The organism is Kitasatospora sp. NPDC024654, from assembly GCF_055559155.1.
This window is the reverse complement of sequence record NZ_JBVHLF010000020.1, coordinates 80,150-105,948: the sequence shown is the minus strand read 5'-3', so window position 1 is coordinate 105,948 and position 25,799 is coordinate 80,150. Positions and strand designations below refer to the sequence as shown.

At 74.6% G+C, this 25,799-nt stretch carries 17 protein-coding genes, 1 tRNA gene and 2 pseudogenes; 14 read left to right on the top strand and 6 right to left on the bottom strand.

Annotated elements, in window-relative coordinates:
- The first annotated feature begins 133 nt into the window (after window positions 1–133).
- Window positions 134–292, top strand: a complete 159-nt coding sequence (locus ACZ38L_RS15150; protein WP_465692987.1) for an ATP-grasp domain-containing protein — start codon at window positions 134–136, stop codon at window positions 290–292.
- A gap of 16 nt (window positions 293–308) precedes the next feature.
- On the opposite strand, the gene ACZ38L_RS15145 is transcribed toward ACZ38L_RS15150, so the two are convergent.
- On the bottom strand, window positions 309–4,160 hold the full coding sequence (locus ACZ38L_RS15145) for an ABC transporter ATP-binding protein (protein ID WP_465692966.1): 3,852 nt from the start codon (window positions 4,158–4,160) through the stop codon (window positions 309–311).
- A 209-nt stretch (window positions 4,161–4,369) separates the two neighbouring features.
- On the bottom strand, window positions 4,370–5,014 hold the full coding sequence (locus tag ACZ38L_RS15140; RefSeq protein ID WP_465692964.1) for an SACE_7040 family transcriptional regulator: 645 nt from the start codon (window positions 5,012–5,014) through the stop codon (window positions 4,370–4,372).
- Window positions 5,015–5,143: 129 nt separating this feature from the next.
- On the opposite strand from ACZ38L_RS15140, the gene ACZ38L_RS15135 reads away from it, so the two are divergent.
- The 4 genes from ACZ38L_RS15135 to ACZ38L_RS15120 all read left to right on the top strand — a co-directional run bounded on the left by ACZ38L_RS15135 (window position 5,144) and on the right by ACZ38L_RS15120 (window position 11,535).
- Window positions 5,144–6,871, top strand: a complete 1,728-nt coding sequence (locus ACZ38L_RS15135) for a carboxyl transferase domain-containing protein (protein WP_465692962.1) — start codon at window positions 5,144–5,146, stop codon at window positions 6,869–6,871.
- A 93-nt stretch (window positions 6,872–6,964) separates the two neighbouring features.
- A complete protein-coding gene (locus ACZ38L_RS15130) occupies window positions 6,965–9,178 on the top strand; it encodes an acetyl/propionyl/methylcrotonyl-CoA carboxylase subunit alpha (RefSeq protein WP_465692960.1) in 2,214 nt (737 codons plus the stop codon).
- On the top strand, window positions 9,178–10,209 hold the full coding sequence (locus tag ACZ38L_RS15125) for a hydroxymethylglutaryl-CoA lyase (protein ID WP_465692957.1): 1,032 nt from the start codon (window positions 9,178–9,180) through the stop codon (window positions 10,207–10,209). Before ACZ38L_RS15130 ends, ACZ38L_RS15125 begins: the two co-directional genes overlap by 1 nt.
- Window positions 10,210–10,344: 135 nt before the next feature.
- Window positions 10,345–11,535, top strand: coding sequence for an acyl-CoA dehydrogenase family protein (locus ACZ38L_RS15120; RefSeq protein ID WP_465692955.1), 1,191 nt, complete (start codon window positions 10,345–10,347; stop codon window positions 11,533–11,535).
- 144 nt (window positions 11,536–11,679) lie between these two features.
- Here ACZ38L_RS15120 and ACZ38L_RS15115 read toward each other — a convergent pair.
- Window positions 11,680–12,117 (bottom strand): annotated as a pseudogene (locus ACZ38L_RS15115) (universal stress protein); the annotation flags it as partial.
- Between the two features lie 667 nt (window positions 12,118–12,784).
- Between ACZ38L_RS15115 and ACZ38L_RS15110 the strand changes: the two are divergent.
- The 6 genes and pseudogenes from ACZ38L_RS15110 (at window position 12,785) to ACZ38L_RS15085 (ending at window position 18,768) form a co-directional block, all read left to right on the top strand.
- A complete protein-coding gene (locus ACZ38L_RS15110) occupies window positions 12,785–13,570 on the top strand; it encodes an HAD family hydrolase (protein WP_465692953.1) in 786 nt (261 codons plus the stop codon).
- Window positions 13,571–14,371: 801 nt separating this feature from the next.
- Window positions 14,372–15,598: pseudogene (locus tag ACZ38L_RS15105) on the top strand (helix-turn-helix domain-containing protein); the annotation flags it as partial.
- A gap of 554 nt (window positions 15,599–16,152) precedes the next feature.
- Window positions 16,153–16,755: an oligoribonuclease gene (gene orn / locus ACZ38L_RS15100; protein WP_465692951.1), complete on the top strand. Its 603-nt coding sequence runs from the start codon at window positions 16,153–16,155 to the stop codon at window positions 16,753–16,755.
- A gap of 194 nt (window positions 16,756–16,949) precedes the next feature.
- Window positions 16,950–17,025, top strand: a tRNA-His gene (locus ACZ38L_RS15095).
- Between the two features lie 137 nt (window positions 17,026–17,162).
- The gene (locus ACZ38L_RS15090) at window positions 17,163–17,609 is read left to right on the top strand and encodes a DUF4442 domain-containing protein (protein ID WP_396568244.1); all 447 of its coding nucleotides are present in this window, start codon (window positions 17,163–17,165) and stop codon (window positions 17,607–17,609) included.
- Window positions 17,610–17,919: 310 nt separating this feature from the next.
- On the top strand, window positions 17,920–18,768 hold the full coding sequence (locus tag ACZ38L_RS15085) for a hypothetical protein (protein ID WP_465692948.1): 849 nt from the start codon (window positions 17,920–17,922) through the stop codon (window positions 18,766–18,768).
- Between the two features lie 65 nt (window positions 18,769–18,833).
- On the opposite strand, the gene ACZ38L_RS15080 is transcribed toward ACZ38L_RS15085, so the two are convergent.
- Together ACZ38L_RS15080 and ACZ38L_RS15075 are read right to left on the bottom strand one after the other, a co-directional pair.
- Window positions 18,834–19,748: a spermidine synthase gene (locus tag ACZ38L_RS15080; RefSeq protein ID WP_465692945.1), complete on the bottom strand. Its 915-nt coding sequence runs from the start codon at window positions 19,746–19,748 to the stop codon at window positions 18,834–18,836.
- A gap of 81 nt (window positions 19,749–19,829) precedes the next feature.
- Window positions 19,830–20,318, bottom strand: coding sequence for a hypothetical protein (locus ACZ38L_RS15075; protein ID WP_465692943.1), 489 nt, complete (start codon window positions 20,316–20,318; stop codon window positions 19,830–19,832).
- 432 nt (window positions 20,319–20,750) lie between these two features.
- On the opposite strand from ACZ38L_RS15075, the gene ACZ38L_RS15070 reads away from it, so the two are divergent.
- The gene (locus ACZ38L_RS15070; RefSeq protein ID WP_465692940.1) at window positions 20,751–22,112 is read left to right on the top strand and encodes a tetratricopeptide repeat protein; all 1,362 of its coding nucleotides are present in this window, start codon (window positions 20,751–20,753) and stop codon (window positions 22,110–22,112) included.
- Between the two features lie 15 nt (window positions 22,113–22,127).
- Here ACZ38L_RS15070 and ACZ38L_RS15065 read toward each other — a convergent pair whose 3' ends face one another.
- On the bottom strand, window positions 22,128–22,778 hold the full coding sequence (locus tag ACZ38L_RS15065) for a histidine phosphatase family protein (protein ID WP_465692936.1): 651 nt from the start codon (window positions 22,776–22,778) through the stop codon (window positions 22,128–22,130).
- A 188-nt stretch (window positions 22,779–22,966) separates the two neighbouring features.
- Here ACZ38L_RS15065 and ACZ38L_RS15060 point away from each other — a divergent pair, with 188 nt between their 5' ends.
- Both ACZ38L_RS15060 and ACZ38L_RS15055 read left to right on the top strand, forming a co-directional pair.
- Complete coding sequence (locus ACZ38L_RS15060) at window positions 22,967–24,196, top strand: hypothetical protein (protein WP_465692934.1); 1,230 nt, start codon at window positions 22,967–22,969, stop codon at window positions 24,194–24,196.
- Window positions 24,193–25,794 (top strand): hypothetical protein, encoded by a 1,602-nt coding sequence (locus ACZ38L_RS15055; protein WP_465692930.1) that lies wholly within the window; start codon window positions 24,193–24,195, stop codon window positions 25,792–25,794. The genes ACZ38L_RS15060 and ACZ38L_RS15055 overlap by 4 nt, the downstream gene beginning before the upstream one ends.
- Window positions 25,795–25,799: the final 5 nt, after the last annotated feature.

Below are 25,799 nucleotides of genomic sequence, written 5' to 3'. Positions count from 1 at the left end.
TCGAACGGGTCAGTAGCCGCGAGATCATCCCCGACCGCCCGGGCGAGCTGAGCTAGGAACTGCGCGCCGCCCCCCCCCCCCCCCCCCCCCCCCGCACCCCCCCCCCCCCCCCCCCCCCCCCCCCCCCCCCCCCCTGGTCCGAGCGCTCGGCTGCCGGTTCGTCACCACCGACCTGGCGCTGCGCGCGGACAGCGGCGAGTGGATGGTGGTCGAGGTCGGCGACGGCCAGGTCAGCGACCTGCCGCGGGGCACCGACGTCTCCGCCCTGCTGACCGCGCTGCTCGCCGCCTGACCGCTCCCCGGGCCGGTCAGCCGACCACCGGCGCCGGGTGCCCGTCCGCGATGAAGGCCCGCCAGAGCCGGGCGTAGTACCCCTCGACGGCCAGCAGTTCGGCGTGCGTGCCGTCCTCGACCACCCGGCCCTGGTGCAGCACCACCACCCGGTCGGCCCGGGCCGCGGTGGTCAGCCGGTGCGCGATCACCAGCGTGGTGCGGCCGCCGGGCCGGTCAGACCGGCCGTCCCGCAGCCGGTCGGCCGCCTGGTTGACCAGCGCCTCGCTGGCCAGGTCGAGCGCGGCGGTGGCCTCGTCGAGCAGCAGGATGTCCGGGTCCACCAGCTCGGCCCGGGCCAGCGCGATCAGCTGGCGCTGGCCGGCCGAGAGGTTGCGGCCGCGGCCGGCCACCTCGTGCTGATAGCCACCGGGCAGTCCGCTGATCATTTCGTGTGCGCCGACCGCCCGGGCGGCGGCCTCCACCTCGGCATCGCTCGCCTCCGGTCTGCCGTAGGCGATGGTGTCGCGGACCGTGCCCGCGAAGAGGTAGGCCTCCTGCGGGACCACCCCGAGCCGGTGCCGGTAGTCGGTCAGGTCGTAGCGGGTGATGTCGGTGTCGTCGATCCGGACCGTGCCGCCGGTCGCGTCGTAGAACCGGGCGACCAGTTTGACCAGCGTGGACTTGCCCGCGCCGGTCTCGCCTACCAGCGCCACCGTCTGGCCCGCGGGTATCCGCAGGTCGACGCCGGAGAGCACCTGGGGGTTGCCCTCGCCGCCACCGTTGTAGGCGAAGTCCACGCCGTCGAAGTGGATCTCACCGCGCAGCCGCCCGACCGGGACCGGGTCGACGGCGTTCGGAGTGGTGGTCGGGGTGCGCAGCAGCTCGCGGATCCGGCCCAGGCCCACGGCCGCCTGCTGGTAGCCGTCGAAGATCTGCGAGAGCTGGTTGACCGGCGCGAAGAAGAGGTCGATGTAGAGCAGGTAGGCGACCAGGGCACCGACCGTGAGGGTACCCGCGTCGACCCGGGACGCGCCGGCGATCAGCACCAGGGCCGCCGAGACGCTGGACAGGAACTGCACGAAGGGGAAGTACAGCGCGATGTACAGCTGGGCCTTGACCCGGGCGTGCCGGTAGGCGAGGCCGGTGGCGGCGAACCGCTCGGTGTTGCCGGCCTCCCGCCGGAACGCCTGGACGATCCGCATCCCGGCCACGTTCTCCTGCAGGTCCGCGTTGACCGTGCTGATCAGCTCGCGGGAGATCTGGTACTGCGCCAGCGACTTCCGCCGGAAGACCACCGTCGCCACCACCAGCGGCGGCAGCACCGTGAAGACGGTCAGCGCCAGGCCCACGTCGATGATCAGCAGTGCGAAGAAGATCCCGAAGAAGGTCAGCAGGCTGACCACGGCGGTGACCACGCCGGTCTGCAGGAAGCTGGACAGCGCGTCGACGTCGGTGGTCATCCGGGTCATGATCCGGCCGGCCAGCTCGCGCTCGTAGTAGTCCAGGCCGAGCCGGTTGAGGTGCGCGAAGATCTTCAGTCGCAGGGTGTAGAGGACCCGCTCGCCGGTCCGGCCGCTGACCCGGGTCTCGGCGACCTGCACCACCCAGTCGAACAGCACGACCACCAGCGCGGCCAGCGAGGCGACGGCCACCCCGCTCATCGCCGCCTTGGAGACGCCGTCGTCGATGCCGTGCCGGATCAGCACCGGCAGCACCAGGCCGGCCACCGCGTCCAGGGCGAGCAGCACCAGGTCCAGCGCCAGCATGCCGCGGAAGGGGCGGAGCAGCCGGCCGAGGGTGAAGTGCGGGTCCCCGGCGGCGGCCGCCGCGCGCGGGACGGCCGGCGTGTCGACGGCCGGCGGCAGCGCGGCGACCTTGGCCAGCAGTTCGGGGTCGGCGGCCCGGGCGGCGAGCACGCCGTGCAGGCCGCGACCCGGACCGACGGCCGGCGCGGTGGCCGCCGGGGCGGGCTCCGGCTCGGCCGGCTCGACCGGGTGGCCGGCGCCGGCCTCGGGGTCGGTGATCAGGGACCGGTAGAGCGGACATCGGTCGGTCAGCTCCTCGTGCGTGCCGAGGTCGACCAGCCGGCCGCGGTCGAGCACCGCGATCCGGTCGGCCAGCTGCAGCGTGGAGCGGCGGTGGGCGATCAGCAGCGTGGTGCGGCCGGTCATCACGCTGCGCAGCGCCTCGTGGATCTCCGCCTCGATCTGCGGGTCGACCGCCGAGGTCGCGTCGTCGAGCAGCAGCACCCGTGGGTCGGCGAGGATCGCCCGGGCCAGCGCGATCCGCTGGCGCTGGCCACCGGAGAGGGTCAGGCCCTGCTCGCCGACCTTGGCCAGGTAGCCGTCCGGCAGTTCACGAATGAAGCCGTCGGCCTGGGCGGCCCGGGCGGCGGCCTCGATCTCCTCGTCGGTGGCGTCGGGGCGGCCGTAGGCGATGTTGCTGCGGACGGTGTCGGAGAAGAGGAAGCTGTCCTCCGGCACCACGCCGACCACGCCGCGCACCGACTCCAGGGTGAGCTCGCGCAGGTCCTGCCCGTACAGCCGGACCGTGCCGGCGCTCGGGTCGTAGAACCGCGGCACCAGTTGGGCGACGGTGGACTTGCCCGAACCCGAGGCACCGACCAGGGCCAGCGTCTCGCCGGGCTCGATGGTCAGGCTGAGCCGGTTCAGCACCGGGCGGGCGCTGCCGTCGGCCGTGTGGTGCTGGAAGTCGACCTGGTCGAGTTCCAGCGCGGGGGCGCCGGGGACCGGTCGCAGCGGGTGGGCGTCCGGTCGCTCCTGGACCAGCGGCCGCTCGTCGATCAGGTCGAAGACCCGCTCCACACCGGCCCGGGCCTGCTGGCCGACGGTCAGCAGCATGGTGAGCATCCGGACCGGGCCGGTCATCTGGCTGACGTAGCTGGAGAAGGCGACGAAGGTGCCGAGGGTGACCTCGCCGTCCACCGCCAGCCAGCCGCCGAGGGCGAGCACCGCGACCTGGCCGAGCGCCGGGATCGCCTGCATCGCCGGGGAGTAGCGGCTGTTCAGCCGGATCGCCCGGAGCCGGGCGGCGTAGAGCGTCCGCGAGGCGCCCTCCAGCTTGTCGAGTTCCTGCTCCTCCTGGCCGAAGCCCTTGACCACCCGGACGCCGCCGACCGCGGCGTCCACCACGCCGGCCACCGCCGCGGTCTCCTGTTGGGCGGCCCAGGTCGCGGGGAAGAGCCGGCGGCGGCTGCGGATCGCGATGACGTACAGGGCCGGGCCCATCACCAGGGCCACCAGGGTGAGCACCGGCGAGAGCCAGAGCATCACCAGGATGGACATCACGAAGAGCAGCAGGTTGCCGGTCATCATCGGCAGCATCGACAGCAGACCGTTGATCAGCTGCAGGTCGGAGGTGGCGCGGCCGACCACCTGGCCGGTGTCCAGCTGGTCCTGCCGGACACCGTCCAGTCGGGTGAGCGAGCGGAACAGGGCGGTGCGCAGGTCGTGCTGGACGTCCACGGCGAGCTGGCCACCGTAGTAGCGGCGGACCATGGTGCAGCCGAAGACCAGCAGGGCGGCGACCACCAGGGCGGTGGCCCAGGGGGCGAGGGCGCGGGTGTGGGTGGTGATGACGTCGTCGATGATCAACCGGACGATCAGCGGCACGATCGCGGTGACCGCCATGCCGGCCAGCGAGGCGCCGAAGGAGAGCAGCACGTTGCGGCGGTAGACCCAGCTGTAGGCGGCCAGCCGACGCAGCCAGCCCGTCCCGGGGCCCGGGTCGTTGGGCCGGCGGGAGTCGGCCGGACGGTCGGCGGGCGCGGGTGCGCCGGCCGGGGGCCGCTCGATCACCGCCGCGGGGCTCGCGGCCGGTTCGCCGGCGGAGGGTATCTCCCTGATGGAGCCGTGAGTCTCAGGCATATTTAGGGATACTAACCATTTCGTGAGGCGGCCGTCCATGACGAAGACGAGGGGCGCCGCGGGGACCCGGCCGCTGCAACGGCGGCCGACCGATTTTCCTTCCCCCAGGCTGCGCCCGGCGCCCCGGCCGGGACACCGGGCGGCGGGACCGGTCCGGGCCGGTCGATCGACCTACGTCGCCCGACCGGCCCGCCGTGCTCGATCGCCCCTCAGGCCACGCCCTCGGCCACGCCGTCGGAGGCCGCCGCGAAGGCGCCCTGGGCGAGCCGGTGCAGCAGCTGCGCCATCTCGGCCCGGGGCAACCCGACCCGGTCACCCTGCGCGAGCTTCACCCCGATGCTGTGCGGGGTGGAGTTGAGCAGGCCGAAGACCGCGTGCACGGCGGCCCGGGCCAGCGGCTCGCTGGTGGGGTCGGCCAGTCGCGGGAAGGCCTCCCGGACCACCTGCACCCAGAGTTCGACGTAGCCGCGCTGCAGCCGTCGGACCCGCCGGCGGTCCTCCTCCCGCAGGTGCAGCAGTTCGCGGTCGTGCAGGGTGATCAGGTCGGAGTCGTCCAGCGCGAAGTCGACATGTCCACTGATCAGCGCCTCCAGCGCGGCCTGCGGACCGTCCGCCGCCCCGGCCCGCCGGCGGCCCTCCTCCAGCAGCCGCTCGCTGATCCCGACCAGCAGGTCGGCCAGCATCGCGTCCTTGCCCGAGAAGTGCCGGTAGAGGCCGGGGCCGCTGATCCCGACCGCCTTTCCGATCTCGTCGACCCCCACTCCGAGGAACCCCCGGGCGGCGAACAGGCGGGCCGCCTCACGGCGGATCTGGTCACGGCGCGGGGTCGCGGAGGCGGCGGGGACGTTCGACATGGGGACCATCGTAGACAGCGGAGTTATCGATGGTTAACCTGGCCGCAGGAGTTAACCACCATTAACTTGGCGGCCGAGGCCCAACCACGGCCCCGCCACCGGGTTTCCGGGAGCAAGGGAGCTCTTGCGATGGTCCTGTCGACGCCCGGCTTCACCGCGCCCCACCCGCTGGACGCGGCCGGCCTCGGTGGCGGCACCGCGCAGACGGCGTCCGCCCCGGGCGCGCACCCGGCCGCGGCCGCCCCCGCGCCACGGTTGCGATCCGCCGTCGAGCCCGGCTCGGCCGGCTACCGGACGAACGCCGAGGCGCACCGGACGCTGGTCGCCGAGCTGCGCGCCAAGCTCTCCGCCGCCGCCCTCGGCGGCGGTGCCAGGGCCCGCGAGCGGCACACCGCGCGCGGCAAGCTGCTCCCCCGCGACCGGGTGGACGCGCTGCTCGATCCCGCCTCCCCGTTCCTGGAGCTCTGCCCGCTCGCCGCCGACGGCCTGTACGACGGCGCCGCCCCGGCGGCCGGCGTGATCGCGGGCATCGGTCGGGTGGCCGGGCGCGAGGTGCTGGTGGTCGCCAACGACGCGACGGTCAAGGGCGGCACCTACTACCCGATGACGGTCAAGAAGCACCTGCGGGCGCAGGAGGTGGCTCTGGAGAACCGGCTGCCCTGTGTCTACCTGGTGGACTCCGGCGGCGCCTTCCTGCCGATGCAGGACGAGGTGTTCCCGGACCGCGACCACTTCGGCCGGATCTTCTACAACCAGGCCCGGCTCTCGGCGGCGGGGATCCCGCAGATCGCCGCCGTGCTCGGCTCCTGCACCGCGGGCGGCGCCTACGTGCCGGCGATGAGCGACCAGGCGGTGATCGTCCGCAACCAGGGCACCATCTTCCTGGGCGGGCCGCCGCTGGTGAAGGCGGCCACCGGCGAGGTGGTCACCGCCGAGGAACTGGGCGGCGGCGAGCTGCACTCGCGCACCTCCGGGGTGACCGACCACCTGGCCGAGGACGACGCGCACGCGCTCTCCATCGTCCGCACCATCGTCGACGGCCTCGGCCCGCGCGCCGCCCGGCCCTGGCCGGTGGCCCCGGTCGAGCCGCCGGCCGTCGACCCGGCCGAGCTGTACGGCGCGGTCCCGGTCGACCCGCGCACGCCGTACGACGTCCGCGAGGTGATCGCCCGACTGGTGGACGGCAGCCGGTTCGCCGAGTTCAAGGCGGAGTACGGCGCCACCCTGGTGACCGGCTTCGCCCGGATCCACGGCCACCCGGTCGGGATCGTCGCCAACAACGGCGTGCTCTTCGCCGAGTCCGCGCTCAAGGGCGCCCACTTCATCGAGCTCTGCGACCAGCGCGGCATCCCGTTGCTGTTCCTGCAGAACATCACCGGCTTCATGGTCGGCCGGCAGTACGAAGCGGGCGGCATCGCCAAGCACGGCGCCAAGATGGTCACCGCGGTCGCCTGCACCCGGGTGCCGAAGCTCACCGTGGTGATCGGCGGCTCCTACGGCGCGGGCAACTACTCGATGTGCGGCCGGGCCTACTCGCCCCGCTTCCTCTGGATGTGGCCGAACGCCAAGATCTCGGTGATGGGCGGCGAGCAGGCCGCCTCGGTGCTCGCCACCGTCCGCCGCGACCAGTTCGAGGCGCGCGGCGAGGAGTGGCCCGCCGCGGACGAGGAGGAGTTCAAGCGCCCGGTCCGCGAGCAGTACGAGCGCCAGGGCAACGCCTACTACGCCTCGGCCCGGCTCTGGGACGACGGGGTGATCGACCCGATGGACACCCGGACGGTGGTCGGACTGGCCCTGACCGCCTGCGCCAACGCCCCGCTGGCCGCCCCCGCACCGTACGGCGTGTTCCGCATGTAGTGGCCCGCCCGGCACCGCCGCGCCGTCGCCGCAGCCGAACCGCTCCCCCCGCGCCGCACCACTCTCCCCGCTTCGTTCGGAGGAACACCTCCCATGTTCGACACCGTCCTGGTCGCCAACCGCGGCGAGATCGCCGTCCGGGTCATCCGTACCCTCCGACGGCTCGGCGTGCGGTCGGTCGCCGTGTACAGCGACGCCGACGCGGACGCCCGGCACGTCCACGAAGCCGACCTCGCCGTCCGGCTCGGACCCGCCGACCGCAGCGACAGCAGCGCCGCCGAGACCTACCTGCGCGGCGACCAGATCATCGCCGCAGCCCGGCGCACCGGTGCCCAGGCCGTCCACCCCGGCTACGGGTTCCTGGCCGAGAACCCCGGCTTCGCCCGGGCCTGCGCCGAAGCCGGACTGGTCTTCATCGGCCCGCCCGCCGAGGCGGTCGAGCTGATGGGCGACAAGATCAACGCCAAGGAGGCGGTCCGCGCGGTCGGCGTCCCCGTCGTCCCGGGCAGCCGGGCGGGCGCGACCAGCGACGAGGAACTCGCCCAGGCGGCCGACGAGATCGGCTACCCGGTGCTGATCAAGCCGTCGGCCGGCGGCGGCGGCAAGGGCATGCGGCTGGTCCGCGACCCGGCCGAGCTATCGGCCGAGCTGGCCGCCGCCCGCCGGGTGGCCCGGACCGCCTTCGGCGACGACACCCTGCTGCTGGAGCGCTGGGTCGACCATCCCCGGCACATCGAGGTGCAGGTCCTCGCGGACGCCCACGGCACCACCGTGCACCTCGGCGAACGCGAGTGCAGCCTCCAGCGCCGGCACCAGAAGCTGATCGAGGAGGCGCCCTCCGTCCTGCTCGACCCGCGGACCCGGGCCGCGATGGGCGCCGCCGCCGTCCGGGCGGCCGAGGCCTGCGGCTACACCGGCGCCGGCACGGTGGAGTTCATCGTGCCCGGTGACGACCCGCGTGCCCCGCGCCCCGACCAGCCGGGTGAGGACGGCGCCGTCCGCGAGTTCTTCTTCATGGAGATGAACACCCGCCTCCAGGTGGAACACCCCGTGACCGAACTCGCCCTCGCCGTCGCGCCCTCCGGTCCCGGGGCACTCGGCCCGGAGCGGCTCGACCTGGTCGAGTGGCAACTGCGGATCGCCGCCGGTGAGTCGTTGTCCTTCGCCCAGACCGATCTCTCCTTCCTCGGACACGCCGTCGAGGCCCGGATCTGCGCCGAGGACCCGGCGCGGGACTTCCTGCCGACCGGTGGCCGGATCCTGCTGCTCGACGAGCCGACCGGCGAAGGCGTCCGGGTCGACTCCGGCCTCACCGCAGGCACCGCCGTCACCAGCTCCTACGACCCGATGCTGGCCAAGGTGATCGCCTACGGCCCGGACCGCGCGACCGCCCTGCACCGGCTGCGCGCCGCGCTCGCGGACACCCGGATCCTGGGCGTGACCACCAACGCGGGCTTCCTGCGCCGCCTGCTCGCCCACCCCGAGGTGGTCGCCGGCCGGCTCGACACCGGCCTGGTCGAGCGGGCCGCCCAGCAGACCCCCGAACTGCTGGCCGACCAGCCGGACCACGCCGGCACCGCACCCGGCGCACCGGACACCGTCTACCTCGCCGCCGCACTCGCGCGGCACCTGCGGCTCGCCCCGACCGCCGCCTCCGACGGCTGGACCGACCCGTTCGCTCTCCCCTCCGGCTGGCGCCTGACCGGGGAACCGGCGTGGACGACGCACCGCCTCCGGATCGCCGGGCACGATCCGGTCTCGGTACGGGTCCGCCCCGGCAGCACCGAGACGACGACCCACTCATCAGACAATCCACTCCTCTCCGACCTGGAGACTCAGCTCGACGACGGACCGATCCGCCGGGCCCGCGCCACGCTCGGCGCCACGGATCTGTCCCTCACTCTGGACGGCCTGCGAACCACCTTCGCACTCGCCACTGACAACGCCCCCACGGCGACCGCCACGGGCCCGGTGATCTGGCTGGGACTCGGCGGCGACAGCTGGGCGGTACACCCCTACGACCCGGTGGCCGACCGCACGGCCGCCGCCGACGCCCATCACGGAGCGCTGACCGCACCGATGCCCGGCACCGTCACCGTGGTCAAGGCCGCGGCCGGCGACCGGGTCCGGCGCGGCCAGCCGCTCCTGGTCCTGGAGGCCATGAAGATGGAACACGTGATCGCCGCGCCGCACGACGGCACGGTCAGCGAACTGCCGGTCACCGCGGGGGCCACGGTCGCGATGGAGCAGCTGCTCGCCGTCGTGCTCCCGGACGAGCCGGCCGACGGATCCGAGGCGGTGGCCTGATGACGACGTCCCCCGAGCCCGGCCCGCTCGACCTCGGCCTGCCCAGCGTGGTGCGCGACCCGGCGCTGCCCGCCCGGGTGCGGATCCACGAGGTCGGCGCGCGCGACGGCCTGCAGAACGAGAGCGCGCTGGTGCCGGTGGAGGTGAAGGCCGAGTTCATCACCCGGCTGGCCGCCGCCGGGCTGCGCACCGTGGAGGCGACCAGCTTCGTGCACCCCAAGTGGGTGCCGCAGCTGGCCGATGCCGAGGAGCTGCTGCCCCGGCTGGCCGGGCTGCCCGCGCGCCACCCCGGCCTGCGTCTGCCCGTGCTGGTCCCCAACGAGCGTGGCCTGGACCGGGCACTGGCGCACGGCGCCGGCGAGATCGCGGTCTTCGCCAGCGCCACCGAGGCCTTCGCCCGGCGCAACCTCAACCGTTCGGTCGATGAGGTGCTGGAGATGTTCCGGCCGGTGGTCCGGCGGGCCGCCGGTCAGGGCCTGCCGGTCCGCGGCTACCTCTCGATGTGCTTCGGCGACCCCTGGGAGGGTCCGGTCGCGCCGACCCAGGTGGTCGCGGTCGGGCTGCGGCTGCTCGAACTCGGCTGCACCGAGCTGAGCCTCGGCGACACCATCGGGGTCGCCACCCCGGGCCAGGTCGCCGCGCTGCTGGCGGCGTTCGGCGAGGCCGGCGTGCCGGTCGGCCGGCTCGCCGTGCACTTCCACGACACGTACGGCCAGGCGCTGGCCAACACGCTGGCCGCGCTGCGCTGCGGGGTCACCGTGGTCGACTCCTCGGCCGGCGGCCTGGGCGGCTGCCCGTACGCGAAGAGCGCCACCGGCAACCTCGCCACCGAGGACCTGGTGTGGATGCTGCACGGCCTCGGCATCGAGACCGGCGTCGACCTGGCCGCGCTGGCCGCCACCAGCGGCTGGCTGGCCGGACGACTGGGCCGACCGAGCCCGTCCCGCGCGGTCCAGGCGCTGGCCGGCTCGGCCGGCACACCGGCCGGCACCGGCCCCGACGACCCGTCCGACGGCTCCGGCACGCCGTAGCCACTGCGGCGCGACCCGCCGCCCCGGACCGGCCGTCGGCCCAGCCCGCCCACGGCCCGGTCCGGCACACCCCGCACGCGGCCCGTGCCGCCCCCGCTCCGGCCGAAGCCCCGGCCACACCTTGGGAGGAACCCGATGCTCGACCACCGACTGGACTCCGAGTACGAGGAACTGCGCCGCACGGTCGCCGAGTTCGCCAACGACGTGGTGGCGCCGGCGATCGGCGCCTACTACGAGCGCGAGGAGTTCCCGTACGAGATCATCAAGGAGATGGGGCGGATGGGCCTGTTCGGCCTGCCCTTCCCCGAGGAGTACGGCGGGATGGGCGGCGACTACTTCGCCCTCTGCCTCGCCCTGGAGGAGCTCGCCCGGGTGGACTCCTCGGTGGCCATCACCCTGGAGGCGGGGGTGTCGCTGGGCGCGATGCCGATCTACCGCTTCGGCACCGAGGAGCAGAAGCGCGAGTGGCTGCCCAGGCTGACCTCCGGCGAGCTGCTCGGCGCGTTCGGGCTGACCGAGCCGGAGGGCGGCTCGGACGCCGGCGCCACCCGGACCACCGCCCGCTTCGACGAGGCCACCCGGGAGTGGGTGATCAACGGGACCAAGTGCTTCATCACCAACTCGGGTACCGACATCACCGGCCTGGTGACCGTCACCGCGCTCACCGAACCGCTCGCTCGTTCGAGTGAAGAGGACGGGAAGCCCTCGGCGCGCCGGGAGATCTCGTCCATCATCGTTCCTGTCGGCACCCCCGGGTTCCAGGTGTCGAAGAAGTATTCGAAAGTCGGGTGGAACGCCTCCGACACCCGAGAGCTGTCCTTCACCGATTGCCGAGTTCCCGAAGCCAACCTCCTCGGCCAACAGGGCCGGGGGTACGCCCAGTTCCTGCGGATCCTCGACGAGGGCCGCATCGCCATCGCAGCGCTGTCCACCGGCCTGGCCCAGGGCTGCGTCGACCAGTCCATCAGCTACGCCGCGACCCGGCACGCCTTCGGGCGGCCGATCGGGGCCAACCAAGCCATCCAGTTCAAGATCGCCGACATGGAGACGCGCGCCCATGTCGCGCGTCTCGCCTGGCGGGACGCGGCCTCCCGGCTGCTGCTCGGCGAGCCCTTCAAGAAGGAGGCGGCCATCGCGAAGCTCTACTCCTCCGAGGCAGCCGTCGACAACGCCCGCGAGGCGACCCAGATCCACGGCGGCTACGGCTTCATGAACGAGTACCCCGTCGCCCGCTTCTGGCGGGACAGCAAGATCCTGGAGATCGGGGAGGGCACCTCCGAGGTCCAGCGGATGCTCATCGCCCGCGAGTTGGGCGTCACGTCCTGACGCATCAACCCTGACGCACCGGCGGCTGACCGGTCATCAGTCGCACCGAGCGGGCCCGCAGTCGACCGACTGCGGGCCCGTCCACCACCCATCGCCCGTGCAGCACCGACAGAACGTCCAGCACCGACAGAAGGGGAAGCCCGCTCAGGGGATCACGATCACCGGACGGTTGGCGCGCCGGGCCAGCCGGCCGGAGACCGAACCGAACAGCCGCCCCAGCAGCCCGTGGGTGGTGCCCACCACGATCGCGTCGGCGGCGTACTCCTTGCCGACCTCCTCGATCTCATGGCAGATGTCGCCACCGCGCTCGACCAGGATCCAGGGCACGCCGACCAGGAAGTCGGCACAGGCCAACTCCAGGCCGAGCAACTCGGTCCGGTGGTCCGGCAGATCCACGAAGACCGGTGGCTCGCACCCGGCCCAGACCGTGGCCGGCAAACGGTTGGCCACGTGGACGATGACCAGGCCGCACCGGGAGCGCCGGGCCATCCCCACCGCGTAGGCGAGTGCCCGCTCGCTGGAGAGCGACCCGTCGAAGCCCACCACCACGCCGTGCTGGAAGGCCGGATCGCACGGTCCGGGCGCCTCGGGCTGCTGCTGCGGGAGCTTCCCCTCGTACCACTCGGTGCGCCGCGAGGGTGGGGATGCCACGGAGTCCCCGCTCAGCGCGCCGGGGCCGGCCGAGGCGGCGACCGGCGTCCCGCCGCGCTGCCGGGGCCTGGGCCAGCCTCTGCGGGCCCAGCCGACCGCGCGGCGGGCAACCGACGGCGCCGGGCGCGACGGGACGTCCTGAGGGTCTGCGGAGGGCAGCGAGCGGGAGTCTGCCGCCCCGAGGGAGCGGAACGGTCCAGAAGGTCGGGGAGGCTCAGAACCGGCCATGAATCGAGACTCTTCGAGTGAGAGGGGCCGACAGGGAGGACAGCGCTGCCCAGGCGGCAGGCCAGTCATGGGCACGTGCTCGGTGGAGGCCGATCGGCACCGTGGGTGACCTGTTCCTTTCAGAGTACGACGCCCCGGCCTGGCCGCCCAGCCTTGAAGGCCCGGTAGGGCAACGATCCGCCGAATGGCCGCGGCGTGAAGGCACCGACATGCGCCCCCGCGTGATCGGAGCCGCGCGCCCCCACTTGTGAGGTTCCCAGGAGCTTGCCCGACAGATTCGGCCGATGCAACAGGTCGGCCACACTCCAGGTACGGGTGGTACGGAAGAGCAGAGCTGAGGCGATCCGGCCGTGGCTCGGACCGTTCCCCCATGGACTATGCCGCTGGCAACATGCTCGGCATGCCGCTGCTCCTGTTCGACCTCGACAACACCCTGGTTCCACGTGACGCCGCCTTCCGGGCATGGGCGGAGGAGTTCCTCCGCGAATTCGGGCTTCCCTCGGCCGAGCTGGACTGGCTCGTGACCCTCGACGGCGGCGGCTACGTCCCACGCGACACCGTGCTCGGTGCGGCGAGGCGCCGTTACGGCCTGGACCGCCCGCTGGACGCACTGCTCGCGCACTACCGGCGAGGCATCAACTCCCTTATCCGCTGCCCGCTTTCCCATCTCCAGGCGATCAGTTCCGCGCGGGCCGCGGGCTGGACGGTGGGCATCGTGAGCAACGGCGAGACGCGCCCGCAGCTGGAGAAGATCCGGCGGACCGGGCTCGCCCCGCTGGTCGACGCCTGGGTGGTCTCCGAGGAGGCCGGCTGCGCCAAACCGGATCCACTGATCTTCGAGATAGCCGCCCGGCGCTGCGGGGTCGCGGGCTCGGGCGACTGGGCCGCCGACACCTGGATGATCGGCGACCACGGGCCCGCCGACATCGCGGGCGCCGAGCTGGCGGGCATCCGCAGCGTCTGGCTGCACCACGGCCGCCCGTGGTCGGAGCCCGGCTACCGGCCGACCCTGAGCGCCCCCGGGCTACCGGAGGCGGTCGGCCTGGTGCTGTCGGCGCGCACCCCGCTCCGGGTGGGCGCCCGTCCCCATCGCGGCCCCGCCGGACGAGCCTCCACGGCCGCTGCCGCCGCGGCCACCGCCACGGCCACTGGCTGACCGGCACCGGGCGGCCCCGGACCCGCACGACGACTGGCCTGTTCGGGCCGGCCGCGGCAGGACCCGTCCCCCACCGGGCGTCAGGACCACCCCGGCGCAAGGTCGAAGATCCGGCGGAGCGTCAGATCCGGCGCCCGGCCGAAGCACGTTCGGGCGCGCGCGGACACCGCGCGCCCCTTCTCCGCAACACCGATTTTCAGTCAAATTCGCGCCACATGCGCATCGTTGGACATACCTGCACTCCAGAACGTCACACGAGGACAGCGCTCCGTCGTCAACGGGGTTTCGTCGTACCGCAACCAGCCACGGTTGCGGCGGCCCCCTTCCCAGGGGGGTCGACGGGTGCCACGCTTCGTGATCGAATGCATCACGCCAAATTGCCATGTCGACATAGCGTCGGATGGTGAACTTGTCACAACGGCGACGGTCCAGCCAGTAGATTCGATCTTGTTGAGCAGTGCCGCATCACCACACGACACCACCGAGGGGGGCTTGGGCGCCTTGAACAGGGTGAGCAGGAGCGAGACGGGTCCTGACGGCGGCCAGTCCCCGGCCGGTCAGGTCGGCCGCGCCCCGCGAAGTACCGCCCCCCTCGCACCGCACGCCCGCCCCTACCTCACCGCCGATCCCGCGGCCACCGGCCCCGGCCCCGTGGGGCCGTACGGCGGCTCCGCGCCCGCGCCGGACGGCGCGTCCGCCGTGAACGGCTCCGCGCTGCGCGCCGCGTTCGGCCGGACGATCCCTCAGGAGTACGCCGGTGTCGCCCAGCACAGCTCGGTCGCCGGGCCGGTGACCGCCAACGTGAGCGGCGGCCCGGGCGGTTCCGGGTCGGCCGCCGGCCCGCTGGCCGGCGTGCTGCCGCGCAAGCTCTCCGGCCGGCGCCGGCGCGAGACGGTGGCCGTGCTGATCTTCGGCGGCGCGCCGATCTTCGAGAGCTCGATCCCGCTCTCCGTCTTCGGGGTGGACCGCCAGGACGCGGGCGTCCCGCGCTACCGCCTGCTGGTCTGCGCGGGCGAGGACGGCCCGCTCACCACCACCGGCGGCGTCACGCTCACCGCGCCGTTCGGGCTGGAGGCGCTCGCCCGGGCCGGCACCATCGTGGTCCCGGCCTGGCGATCGATCTCCCAGCCGCCGCCGGTCGAGGCGATCGCCGCGCTGCGCAAGGCGCACCACGAGGGCGCGCGGATCATCGGCCTCTGTACCGGCGCCTTCGTGCTGGCCGCCGCCGGCCTGCTGGACGGCCGGCCCGCCACCACCCACTGGATGTACGCGCCGACCCTGGCCAAGCGCTATCCGCGGGTGCACGTCGACCCGCGCGAACTCTTCGTCGACGACGGCGACGTGCTCACCTCCGCCGGCACCGCGGCCGGCATCGACCTCTGCCTGCACGTGGTGCGCAGCGACCACGGCGCCGAGGCGGCCAACGCGCTGGCCCGGCGCCTGGTGGTACCCAACCGCCGCAGCGGCGGCGGGCAGGCCCAGTACATCGATCAGTCATTACCAGAAGAGATCGGTAACGACCCGCTCGCCGAGGTCGTGACCTGGGCCCTGGAGAACCTGAACCAGCAGTTCGACGTCGAGGTGCTGGCGGCCCGCGCCTACATGAGCCGGCGCACCTTCGACCGGCGGTTCCGCACGCTCACCGGCAGCGCGCCGCTGCAGTGGCTGATCACCCAGCGGGTGCTGCAGGCCCAGCGGCTGCTGGAGACGTCCGAGCTGTCGGTCGACGACGTGGCGCGGCGCTGCGGCTTCCGCTCGCCGGTGGCGCTGCGCGGTCACTTCCGGCGCCAGCTCGGGGTCTCCCCCGCCGCGTACCGGACCAGCTACCGGGCCCGTCGGCCCGGCCCCGGCCCGGCCGTCGGCGTGCCCGCCCAGGGTGGCGGCGCGGAGCGGCCGGCCGGGGTGCCCGCGGGGGCGGCGGTCGGGCCGGCGGGTGGACCGTACGCCGCGTCGGTGCCGCCGCCCGGACCGGTGGCGGGGGCCGGCCATCCGGGCGCGACGGGTCCGGCCTGCGGTCCGCTGCCGGGGCTCGGCGCGGGGTCGCTGCCCGGCGCGGTGACCGGTCCGGGGACGAGCGGCCAGTTCGGTGCGGCGGCCTCGTTCGGACCGGTGCTGCCGGGCGGTCCGGGCGGCGGCGCGGGACGGGCGGCGAAGGCACCCGGCGTCCCGCAGTCCGGGCGGCTGCGACCGCTCGTCCCGCCGCAGAGCGGCCCCGCCCCGCGGCGCGGCCCGGCCCGGCCGGTGGAGCACGCCGTCGCCGAGGACGGCCACCCCCAGCCGGGTGCCCGTGGCAAGGGCTCCGGGCACCGTCCCGACCCCGCGCGACGGGAGGTCGGACGGGCCGAGGGCCGGACCGACGGGGAGCCCCCCGCGGCCCCGCCACGGGACGGCGCCGCACCGGACCCGGCCGCCGGTCTCGGCGGCCTGCCGGGCGTCCCCGGGGCGGTGGCCGGTCCGGACGCCCGGCGAGCGGCTGACACCGCGCCAGACGCCCGTCGGCCCGGCCACCCCGACGACCCCCCGGGGCCCGTCGGCGGTCTCCCGCTGCCCGCCTCCCGAGATCGCGCCGTAGGGTGAGGGGTGTGAACGACCGTTTGGTGTGGATCGACTGTGAAATGACCGGCCTGGACCTCGATCGGGATGCCCTGATCGAGGTCGCGGCGCTGGTCACCGACTCCGAGCTCAACATCCTCGGCGAGGGCGTGGACATCGTGATCCGCCCGCCGGACGAGGCTCTGGCGACCATGCCGGAGGTGGTACGCGAGATGCACACCGCCTCCGGTCTGCTCACCGAGCTCGCCGACGGGGTCTCCCTGGCCGAGGCCGAGAAGCTGGTGCTCGATTACATCCGGGCGCATGTGCCGGAAGCGGGCAAGGCCCCGCTCTGCGGGAACTCGGTCGCCACCGACCGCGGGTTCCTCGCCCGGGACATGCCGAGCCTGGAGAACCACCTGCACTACCGGATCGTGGACGTCTCGTCGATCAAGGAGCTGGCCCGGCGCTGGTACCCGAAGGCGTACTACAACAGCCCACAGAAGGGCGGCAGCCACCGGGCGTTGGCGGACATCCGGGAGAGCATCGCCGAACTCCGGTACTACCGCGAGGCGGTGTTCGTGCCACCGCCCGGCCCGGACGGCGACACGGCCCGCGCGGTGGCCGCCAAGCACCAACTCCCCTCCGCCTGACCGAGGGCATCGGCCCAGCTCGGGGCGGCGACCGGAGACCCGGTCGCCGCCCTTCGGCGGTTCCGGGCCCGGTGTCGCGGCGCGCGCGAGTGGCCTCGGTCACTCGGCCCGCCGAGGGGGCGAACCCTGGCGCGAGCACCCGCTCCGATCCTGTAGAGTTCTTCCTGTCGGAGCGGGAACGCGCCGCACAGATGGTGGGTGTAGCTCAGTTGGTAGAGCACCTGGTTGTGGTCCAGGTGGTCGCGGGTTCGAGTCCCGTCACTCACCCCAGCACATGAGGGCCTGATCTCCTGGAGATCAGGCCCTCATGGCATTTCCGGGCATTCCCCGGCATCGCCTGGCGGGGCGCGGAAATCCGACGACGGATCCCCCTGCCCAATGAAGCTACCGGCAAGTAACATGACGGCATGACCACACCCACGATCGGCGAGCTGCTCGCCTCCACCGTCCCGATGGCTCGCACCCTGAACCTCGTCTACCTGGAGACGAGCCCGGAGCGGGCGGTGCTGCAGCTGCCGGACCAGGCCGAGTTCCACAACCACGTGGGCGGGCCGCACGCCGGCGCGATGTTCACCCTCGGCGAGTCCGCGAGCGGCTGCATCGTGCTGGCCGCCTTCGGGGACCAGCTCTCCCGGGCCGTGCCGCTGGCCGTCAGCGCGGAGATCGCCTACCGCAAGCTGGCGATGGGCCCGGTCACGGCCACCGCGACGCTCGGGCGCCCGGTGGCGGAGATCGTCGCGGAACTCGACGCGGGGCAGCGGCCGGAGTTCCCGGTGGCGGTGGAGATCACCCGCGAGGACGGCGCGGTGACCGGTGAGATGACGGTGCTCTGGACCCTGCGTCCCAACTCCTGAGTCTCGCTCGGGGTGGGTCGGCCTGAGGGCGGCTCTGACGGAGCGTCGGGGGGACGCGCCGCCCGGTGGGCGACGGACCGACGTCAGATCGGCCGAAAACCACCACCGTTCCTACCGCATCGGCGGGGACGGCAGTCGGCGTGACCTCCCGGGTGGGCGACTCGTTCCCCCTTGCGTGGGAGTCAATCGCGCGTCCGATCCGCAGCCCGCCACCCCGACGACCGGCCGGACCGTTGCGAGCGGACGGAGCGGCGCGGGCGGCTGGCGGGTACCTCGGCCGCGTCCCCGTACCCTGGCGGCCGGTGGAGCGATGCTGGCCCAGGTCTGGGGACTCGGCCTCGGCGTGCAGAGCGCTGCCGCGGTGACCGCCAGGCCGCTCACCGACACCGTCCGGGTCACGGACCTGGGCGGGACACTCGTCCCCGGCGGTGCCGGGCGCGCCGGGGACCCGGCCGGCGCGGCGGTGGGCGCGGTCAACGGGGTGGTGGGGACGGCGGGTCCGGTGGCCGCCGGCCGACCGACCGGGACCGTCGACCAGCTGCTGCACAGCCGGATCAAGGCAGGCGACCTGCCGCTGCCGGGGCAGGTCGCGGCAGTGCCGGACGCCTTCACCATCGCCTCGGTGCTGCTGTCCACGGTGCCGGCCCAGGTGCGGCCGCACGGGCAGCCGTCCGGGACGGGCGGGGCCGGTGCGCGCCCGGCGCACCCCGGCGCGGGCGGGGTGGCGAGCCACGGCGGGGCGGCCGTCCCGGACGGCGCGTCGAACGGCGAGGACGGTTCGGGGACCGGCACGGCGGAGCAGGCGTGGACCGAGCCGGGAAGCGACTTCGGACGGCCGGGCGGATCCGTCGAACGCCCGAGCGCCCCCGCCGCCACCGACGGCTCGGGCACCGTCCTCGCGGCCCGGAGCGTCGAACTCGCCGCCTCCTGGGACAGCGACCGGCTCGCCGTCGACGCCCAGCGCGGAGTCCCCACGACCGTACCGGCGATCGGCCTGGCCGAGGACAGCACCCCGGCCGCGACCGCGCACCGCCCGGTGAACATCGGGCCGCTGGCCGCCACGGGTTCGCAGGACGCCGTCTTCGTCCCGATCGCGGCCGGCCTGCTACTCACCGGCGCGGCGATGTACAAGCACCGGGGCCTCCCGCGCGGGCACTGACACGCTGGGTCGGGTGCCGCACCCCGGGAACGGCGGCGCGCCCGGGGAAGGTGGGACGGCGGGGGTCAGCGGGGTGCGGGGTGGAAGGTTCCGGGGGGCGGTGCCGGGGAGGGCGCCGCGGTGGTGTCGGTGGCGATCGCCGCGCCGCCGGTGAAGGCGGCCAGGTCCCGGCCGTGCTCCACGCGGCCGAGGACCGAGTCGGAGGCCGTGCGGCGGGTCAGTTCGGCGATCGGGAGTGCGGTGTGGCCGGCCACCAGGATCAGGTTGCCGAAGCGCTTGCCGCGCAGCACGGCCGGGTCGGCGATCAGCGCCACCTCGGGGAAGACCGCGAGCAGGGTGGCCACCTGGGCGCGGGCGAAGGCCAGCGTCGAGCCGTCGGTGATGTTGGCCGTGTACAGGCCACCCGGTGCGAGGGCCCGGGCGGCCAGGGCGGCGAACTCGACGGTGGCGCAGTGGGCGGGGACCCGGGCCCCCGAGAAGACGTCGGCGATCACCAGGTCCGCGCCACCCCCGGGAGCGCGTTCGAGCACCGTCCGGGCGTCCGCGCCGCGCACCTTGATCTGCCAGCCGGGCTGCAACGGGAGTTCGGCACGGACCCACTCGGTCAGCGCGGCGTCGAGTTCGGCGACCTGCTGCCGGGAGCGGGGTCGGGTCGCGGCGACGTAGCGGGGCAGGGTGAGCGCGCCCCCGCCGAGGTGGAGCGCCTGGATCGGCCGGCCCTGCGGCGCGACGAGGTCGGCCACGTGTCCGAGCCGGCGCTGGTACTCGAAGCCGAGCCGGGTGGGGTCGGCGAGGTCCACGTGGGACTGCGGCGCACCGTCGAGGAGCAGCGACCAGGCCTGCGGGCGCTCGCGGTCCGGGACGAGTTCGGCGAGGCCGGTGTCGGTGCGCCGGGCGCGGGGGGTGTTCGCGGCGGCCGGCTCGCCCGGGGTGACGGGGGCGCCGCGGCGGCCGCGGGAGGCTCGTTGGTCTCGTCCCATGGAGCGAGTATCTCCCGGACGAAAGCGCAGGTGGGCCACGGGACCGGGCGGGGACGGGACTGCACTGGGACGCGACCGGGCTCAGAACGGACCGAGGCCGCCGGCGGTCAGCGTGCAGGCGGCCTCGCAGAGGGCGGAGCGGAGGACCCAGGGGTCGGTGGCGGCCGGGGTCCCGTCGGCGGCCGGTGGGACCAGCCAGCGGGGGTCGGTCGAGCTGGCGGGCAGGGTGCCGGCCGTACACGAGGTGCCGGGCAGGTGCCAGCGCTCGGCGGTGCCGGCCGGGACCACGAAGGAGATGGTGGCCCCGGCGGGGCTCTGCAGGGCCGAGCCGCAGGCCCGGCGGAGCCGCAGGATGTCCAGGGTCTCCAGCCCGTGGCGCAGTGACACCGTCACGGTCTCACTGCCGCGCCGGCGGTCCGGCGCTCCGGCCGCCGCGGACGGCGGCGGTGCGACCACGGTGACCGGCGCCGGCCGCCCCGCCCCGGCGCCCGCCCCCCGGTCCGGGGTGCCCCCGGCGACCAGGCCGCGGAACGGTGGGGTTCCGGTGGACGGCGTCCCGGTGGGCATCATGCGGGCCTCCTGTTTCCCTCGCGTTCGCACCCCAGCTGCGCAACCCCACCGCTGGCGAAGCGAGTTGAGGTAGCGTCAGTGAGACAAGTGAACTGATGGTATGAATGTGACCGAGGGGTCCCGTGCTACTCGGCCTCCAGTTATCAACACAACGGGCCGATCGCCCAGATGGCCACGGGGCGACTCACAGCAGGCCATGGCATTTCATGGCAGAAGCCCAGAGATATGTCTGTTTTGACATCAAATAGCCGACATTTTCCCGCACTTACGCCCTGCACCCCCGGTCACAGCCGGTACTGTCGAGCCACCTGCCCCGGTCGCCCCTTCCGGTCCCGCCGGGGCGCCTCCGCACCACCGCGCACCTCCGTACCCAGCCGTACCCGGGCCCGCGCCGTACCACCGGCACCGCCCCGCACCACCCCGGAGCGCACCATGGCAGCCACCGCACCCGCCGCGCCCACCCCCAACACCGCGATGCGCGAGCTGCGCGGTGACCGCTCGCCGGCCGAGTTCGCCGTCGTGATCCGCCGGGCGGCCCGGGAGATCGGTGAGCACGTGTCCTGCGACGCCCGGTACATCGGCCGGGTCGAGGCCGGCGAGATCCGCTGTCCCAACTACGCCTACGAGCGCGTCTTCCGCCACCTCTGGCCGGACCGGTCGCTGACGGACCTCGGCTTCACCCCCCGGACGGCGTTCCGCGGCCTGCCCCCGGCCCGGCGCGTCACGCCGCCCACCCCGCGCCATCCCGACGAGGAGAACGACGACGTGCGTCGCCGTACGTTCCTGGGCGGCGGCCCGACCGCCCTGGCCGCCGTGCTCGGCCTTGACGACCCCGCCCGGGCCGCGGTCCCCGGCAGCGCGCTGCCGCCCGCCCGTGTCCCCGCCCCGCGCAGAGTCGGCGCGGCCGACGTCCAGGCCGTCGAACAGGCGGTCCGGGACATCCGGGAGGCCGACGACGCGCACGGTGCCGACAACCTCTTCGACCTCGCCGGCCAGTCGCTGCGCGGCGCCTACACCCTGCTGAACGAGGGCGAGTACTCGCTCGCCACCGAGCGCCGACTCCAGTCCACCGCCGGGGAGCTGGCCATCTCGGTCGGCTGGCTGGCGCACGACTCCAACCGGCTGGCCGACGCGCGCTCGTTCTACGCCGAGGCCCTGGCCACCTCCCGGATGGCCAACGACACCGCGCTGGAGGCGCACGTCTTCTGCAACAGCGCCTTCCTGGCCCGCGACGCCGGCCGCCCGCGGGAGGCACTGCGGGCCGCCCAGGCCGGCCAGAGCGCCGCCCGCCAGCTCGACTCCGACCGGCTGCTGGCGCTGCTGGCGCTGCGCGAGGCCGGCGCCTGGGCGGTACTGCGGGACCGGGCGGCCTGTGAGCGGGCGCTGAGCCGCGCCCACACGCTCTTCGACCGGGGCGAGAGCGAGGCCGACCCGGAGTGGATGTCCTTCTTCGGCGAGGCCGAGCTGGCCGGCCTGGAGTCGCAGTGCTGGTCGGCGCTGGGCGAGTGGGACCTGGCCAGCGACCGGGCCGGCCGGGCGATCGCGCTGCAGCAGCCGCACTTCGTCCGCAACCGGATGCTGTACACCGCCGAGCTGGCGCACGACCGGCTGGGCCGGGGCGACCTGGCCGGCGCCGCGGAGTACGGCTCGGCCGCGGTGACCCTGCTCGGCGAGGTGCGCTCGGCCCGGATCCGGGCGATGCTCGCGGACACCGCGGCGCGCCTGCGCGGGCACGAGTCGGTCCGCGAGGTGCGGGCCTTCCTCACCGGGTACGACCGCTCGCCGGCCGCCTGACGGCCGACGCGTTCCTCAGCCGGTGATGGTGTCCAGGTGGCTGTGGTCGTTCCAGATCTCGATCGCGGGCAGGCCGTACTCCCAGGACAGCACCGAGAGCGCCGCCGTGCCGAGCTTCAGCCGCTGCGCGTACTCCGGCGCCTGCCCCAGCCAGCGCGCGGCCAGGATCCGCAGCAGGTGACCGTGCGCGAACAGCACCACGTCACGGTCCGCGCAGTGCATGGTGGTGGTCTCCGGGTGCGGGGTGCCGTGGTCGTCCTTGAGGCCGGCCAGGAAGGCGTCGCAGCGGGCCGCCACCTCGGAGAGCTTCTCGCCGCCGGGCACCCCGTCGCGCCAGATCAGCCAGCCGGGGTGGTCGGTGCGCCGGATGTCGGCGCCGGTGCGGCCCTCGTAGAGGCCGTAGTCCCACTCCATGAGCTCGGGGCGGTCCACCGCCCGCGCGCCGAAGCCCGCCAGCTCGGCGGTCTCCCGGGCCCGGGAGAGCGGGCTGGTGAACACCTGGGCGTCGGGCAGGCCACGCCACGGCGCCTTCTGGAACCGCTTGCCGAGTGCCCGGGCCATCGCCCGGCCGGCGTCGGTGAGCGGGATGTCGGTGCGGCCGGTGTGCTGGCCGCTCTCGGACCACGCGGTCTCGCCGTGGCGGACGAGGATCAGACGAGCGGGCATCGAAGGAGCTCCTGGGTACCTGGGGGCGCGGCGCCGAGCGCCGTGAACCGTGCCCCTCCATGATTGCCTACCCGTCGCTCCGGGTGGGAAGCACCCTGGCCGCTACCTGCGGGGACGCCGTCCGGTGCCGGCCGACCGGCATGCGGTGCCGCGGATTGTCCGACCCTGGTGCGACACTGGCGAGCACCATGAACGTCTCTCCCACGGACACCCGCGGGCTGCCCGCGACCGCCGAGCGGACGATCGCCGAGCGGCTCGCGGTCCTGCGCGGCGGCGCGGAGCAGCGCCGGCTCGACGCCCGGGCGCTGGCCGCCCTGGCCGCCAATCCCGGCTGCCGACGCCGCGCGGTGCTCGACGCGGCCGGGGTGGACAAGGCCGCGGTGGCCGGGCGGCTGGGCCGGCCCGCGCCGTTCGGCCGCTCCCCCTTCGCGATCGCCCGCGGCACGGTCTTCGAGGCCCGGCTGAAGGCCGACGGCTGTGCGGCGCTGCTCGACCCGCTGCGCGCACGGCTCGGTCTGCCGCCGGGCGAGGCCGGCCGGGTGCTGGTGCCCGACCTGCTGACCGGCTCCGGTCCGGCGGTGCGCGCCGAGCGGACGGCACGGGCGCTGGCCGAGGCGGTGGCGGACGAGACCGCCTGGACGCTGCTCGACCACCCGATGCTGCGGCTGACCGTCGCCGGCTCGGTCGCCTTCCTGGAACCGGACGCGGTGGTGGTGCACGCCGGCCGGTGCACCGTCGTGGAGATCAAGTCCTTTCCGGTACTGGACGGTTCGGCCGATCCGGCGAAGGTCGGTGCGGCCGCCCGGCAGGCCGCGGTCTACGTGCTGGCGCTCCAGGAGGCGGCCGGGCGGAGTCCAAAGAGCGGTCCCTACGACGACGAAGTCGCGCCCGGGAGCCCGGAGTTGGACGTGCTGCTGGTCTGCCCGCGCGACTTCGGCCAGCGGCCGACCGCCGCCGTGATCGACATCCGGCGCGAACTGGCCTCAACCCGGCGCCAGTTCACCCGGATGACCCGGATCGACCAGTTGCTGGACACCCTGCCGGCCGGCACCAGTTTCGACCTGGCGCCCGACGCCGCTGGTCAACCGACCAGGTCGGCGGCCGAGTTGGCGGCGGCGGTGGACGGAGTGCCGGCCGCGTACCGCCCGGACTGCCTCTCCGGTTGCGAACTAGGCTTCCACTGCCGGGCGCAGGCCCGCGGCACGGACGCGGTCGAGCAACTGGGCAGCGGCGTACGGGCCGACCTGGGCCGGATCCGCACGGTCCGCGAGGCGCTGGCGGCGGCCTACCCCGGGGAGGCGACGGGCTGCGGCGAGGACGACGAGGCGGCCGCCCGGCTGGCCCGGGCCGGTGCGCTGCGGGCCGAGGCGCTGGGCCGCCCGACAGACACCGCGCCCCTCGCCGAGGTGGCCGGATGAGCCTGCTGAGCACGCTGGCCCGGCTGGAGGCGGTTCGCAGTGGCCACGCCGAGCCGCTGGCCACCGTCCGTCACCGGCACCTCGCCGAGCGCCCACTGGTCCTGGTCCCGCTCGCCGCCGCGGTGGAGGACGGCGCGCCGCTCGCCGTGCTGCTCGGCACCGATCGCGCCGAGCCCCGGCTGCACCTGGTGCCGCAGCCGCTCAACAGGACCCGCCGCTACGAGTTCCTGGCCGCGCTCGCCGACGACCTGCTGCCGTACCTGGAGTCCTACGGCGCCGAGGTCGAGCACCTGGAGGCCACCGAGCGGGACCCGGAGACCGGCGAGCAGACCCCGGTGGTCCGCGAACTGTGTGCCGACGCGCCGCAGTTGATCGTCCCGAACAGCGGCTCGGTGCGGCACCTGGCGCTGCTCGGCCGGGCCACCCGGTTCCGCCGCACCGCCGAGGACCCGGACCCGGGCCCGTACCCCGCGCCGGCCCGGGTGCCGCTGCTCGGCCGCTGGCTGACCCACCTCACCGACCGTGCCCAGGTGCCCGGTTCGAGCCTGCTGCTGCCGATGACCGGCCTGCTCGCCCGGCACTGGGCGACCGGCCAGAGCCACCTGGAGGACCAGCACCTGGCCGCCCAACTCGCCTGGCACGCCCCGCCGCCGGGCCTGACCGGCGCCGAGGCCGCCCAACTGGCCGAGACCGAGCGGGACGAGCACGGCCAGCTGCGCCACCCGCCGGCCGGCCCGGCCACCGACCCGCGCTTCGACGAGAAGCTGCTCGCCCCCGCGATCGCCCGCTACGACACCGCGGCCACCGCGCTGCGCCACGCGACCGGCGCCCACGGCGAGCGGAGCCCCGCCGCCCGGGAGGCCCGGCAGGCCGTCCAGCACGCGGTGGACCGGCTGCGCGAGCTGCTCACCGCCGTCCTGCTGCCGACCTGGCACGACGTCTGGCACGGCTTGGAGCTGCTGCGCGCCCTGCCGCCGGCCGCGCACCTGCCCGAGCGCTGGGAGAGCGACCGCTGGTCGTACACCGGCCACCGCGACCGGCTGGCCGCCGGAGAGCCGCCGCAGCCCCGCCGGGACGACGCCGTCACCGCGGCCCGCAAGCTCGCCCAGCGCGAGCGCGAACAGGTCCGGGTGGAGGTCCAGGAGGCGCTGGACGATCCGCTGGCGATGGCCGAACGGCGGCTGGCCGGCGAGGCGTTCAGCGGCGTGGTGGTGGAGCTGGTGCCGGACTGGGACACCTCCGGGCGTTCGCCCAGGCCGCGCCCGCTGCTGACCGTGCGCACCACCGACCGGCCGCACGCCGACCCGGGCCGCGAGGTGCACCGGGCGGGCGGCCCGGCGGCCCAGAAGGCCGAGATCGTCGCGGCCGACCCGGCGGGCGGCCTGATCACCGTCCGGGTGCTGAACGGGATGGGCCGCCGCAAGGAGCCCGAGCCCGGCAGCCTGCCCGAGGTCGGCGAGCGGGTCACCTTCACGCTCTTCGAGTTGACCGCCCGTCAGTCCGCGCCACTGCCCGACCCGGAGGACACCCCGTGGACGCACGGTGGTCCCCCGTCCGCCGCCCAGGATTCGCCTGGCACCGCCGAAGAGTGGGAATGATCCAC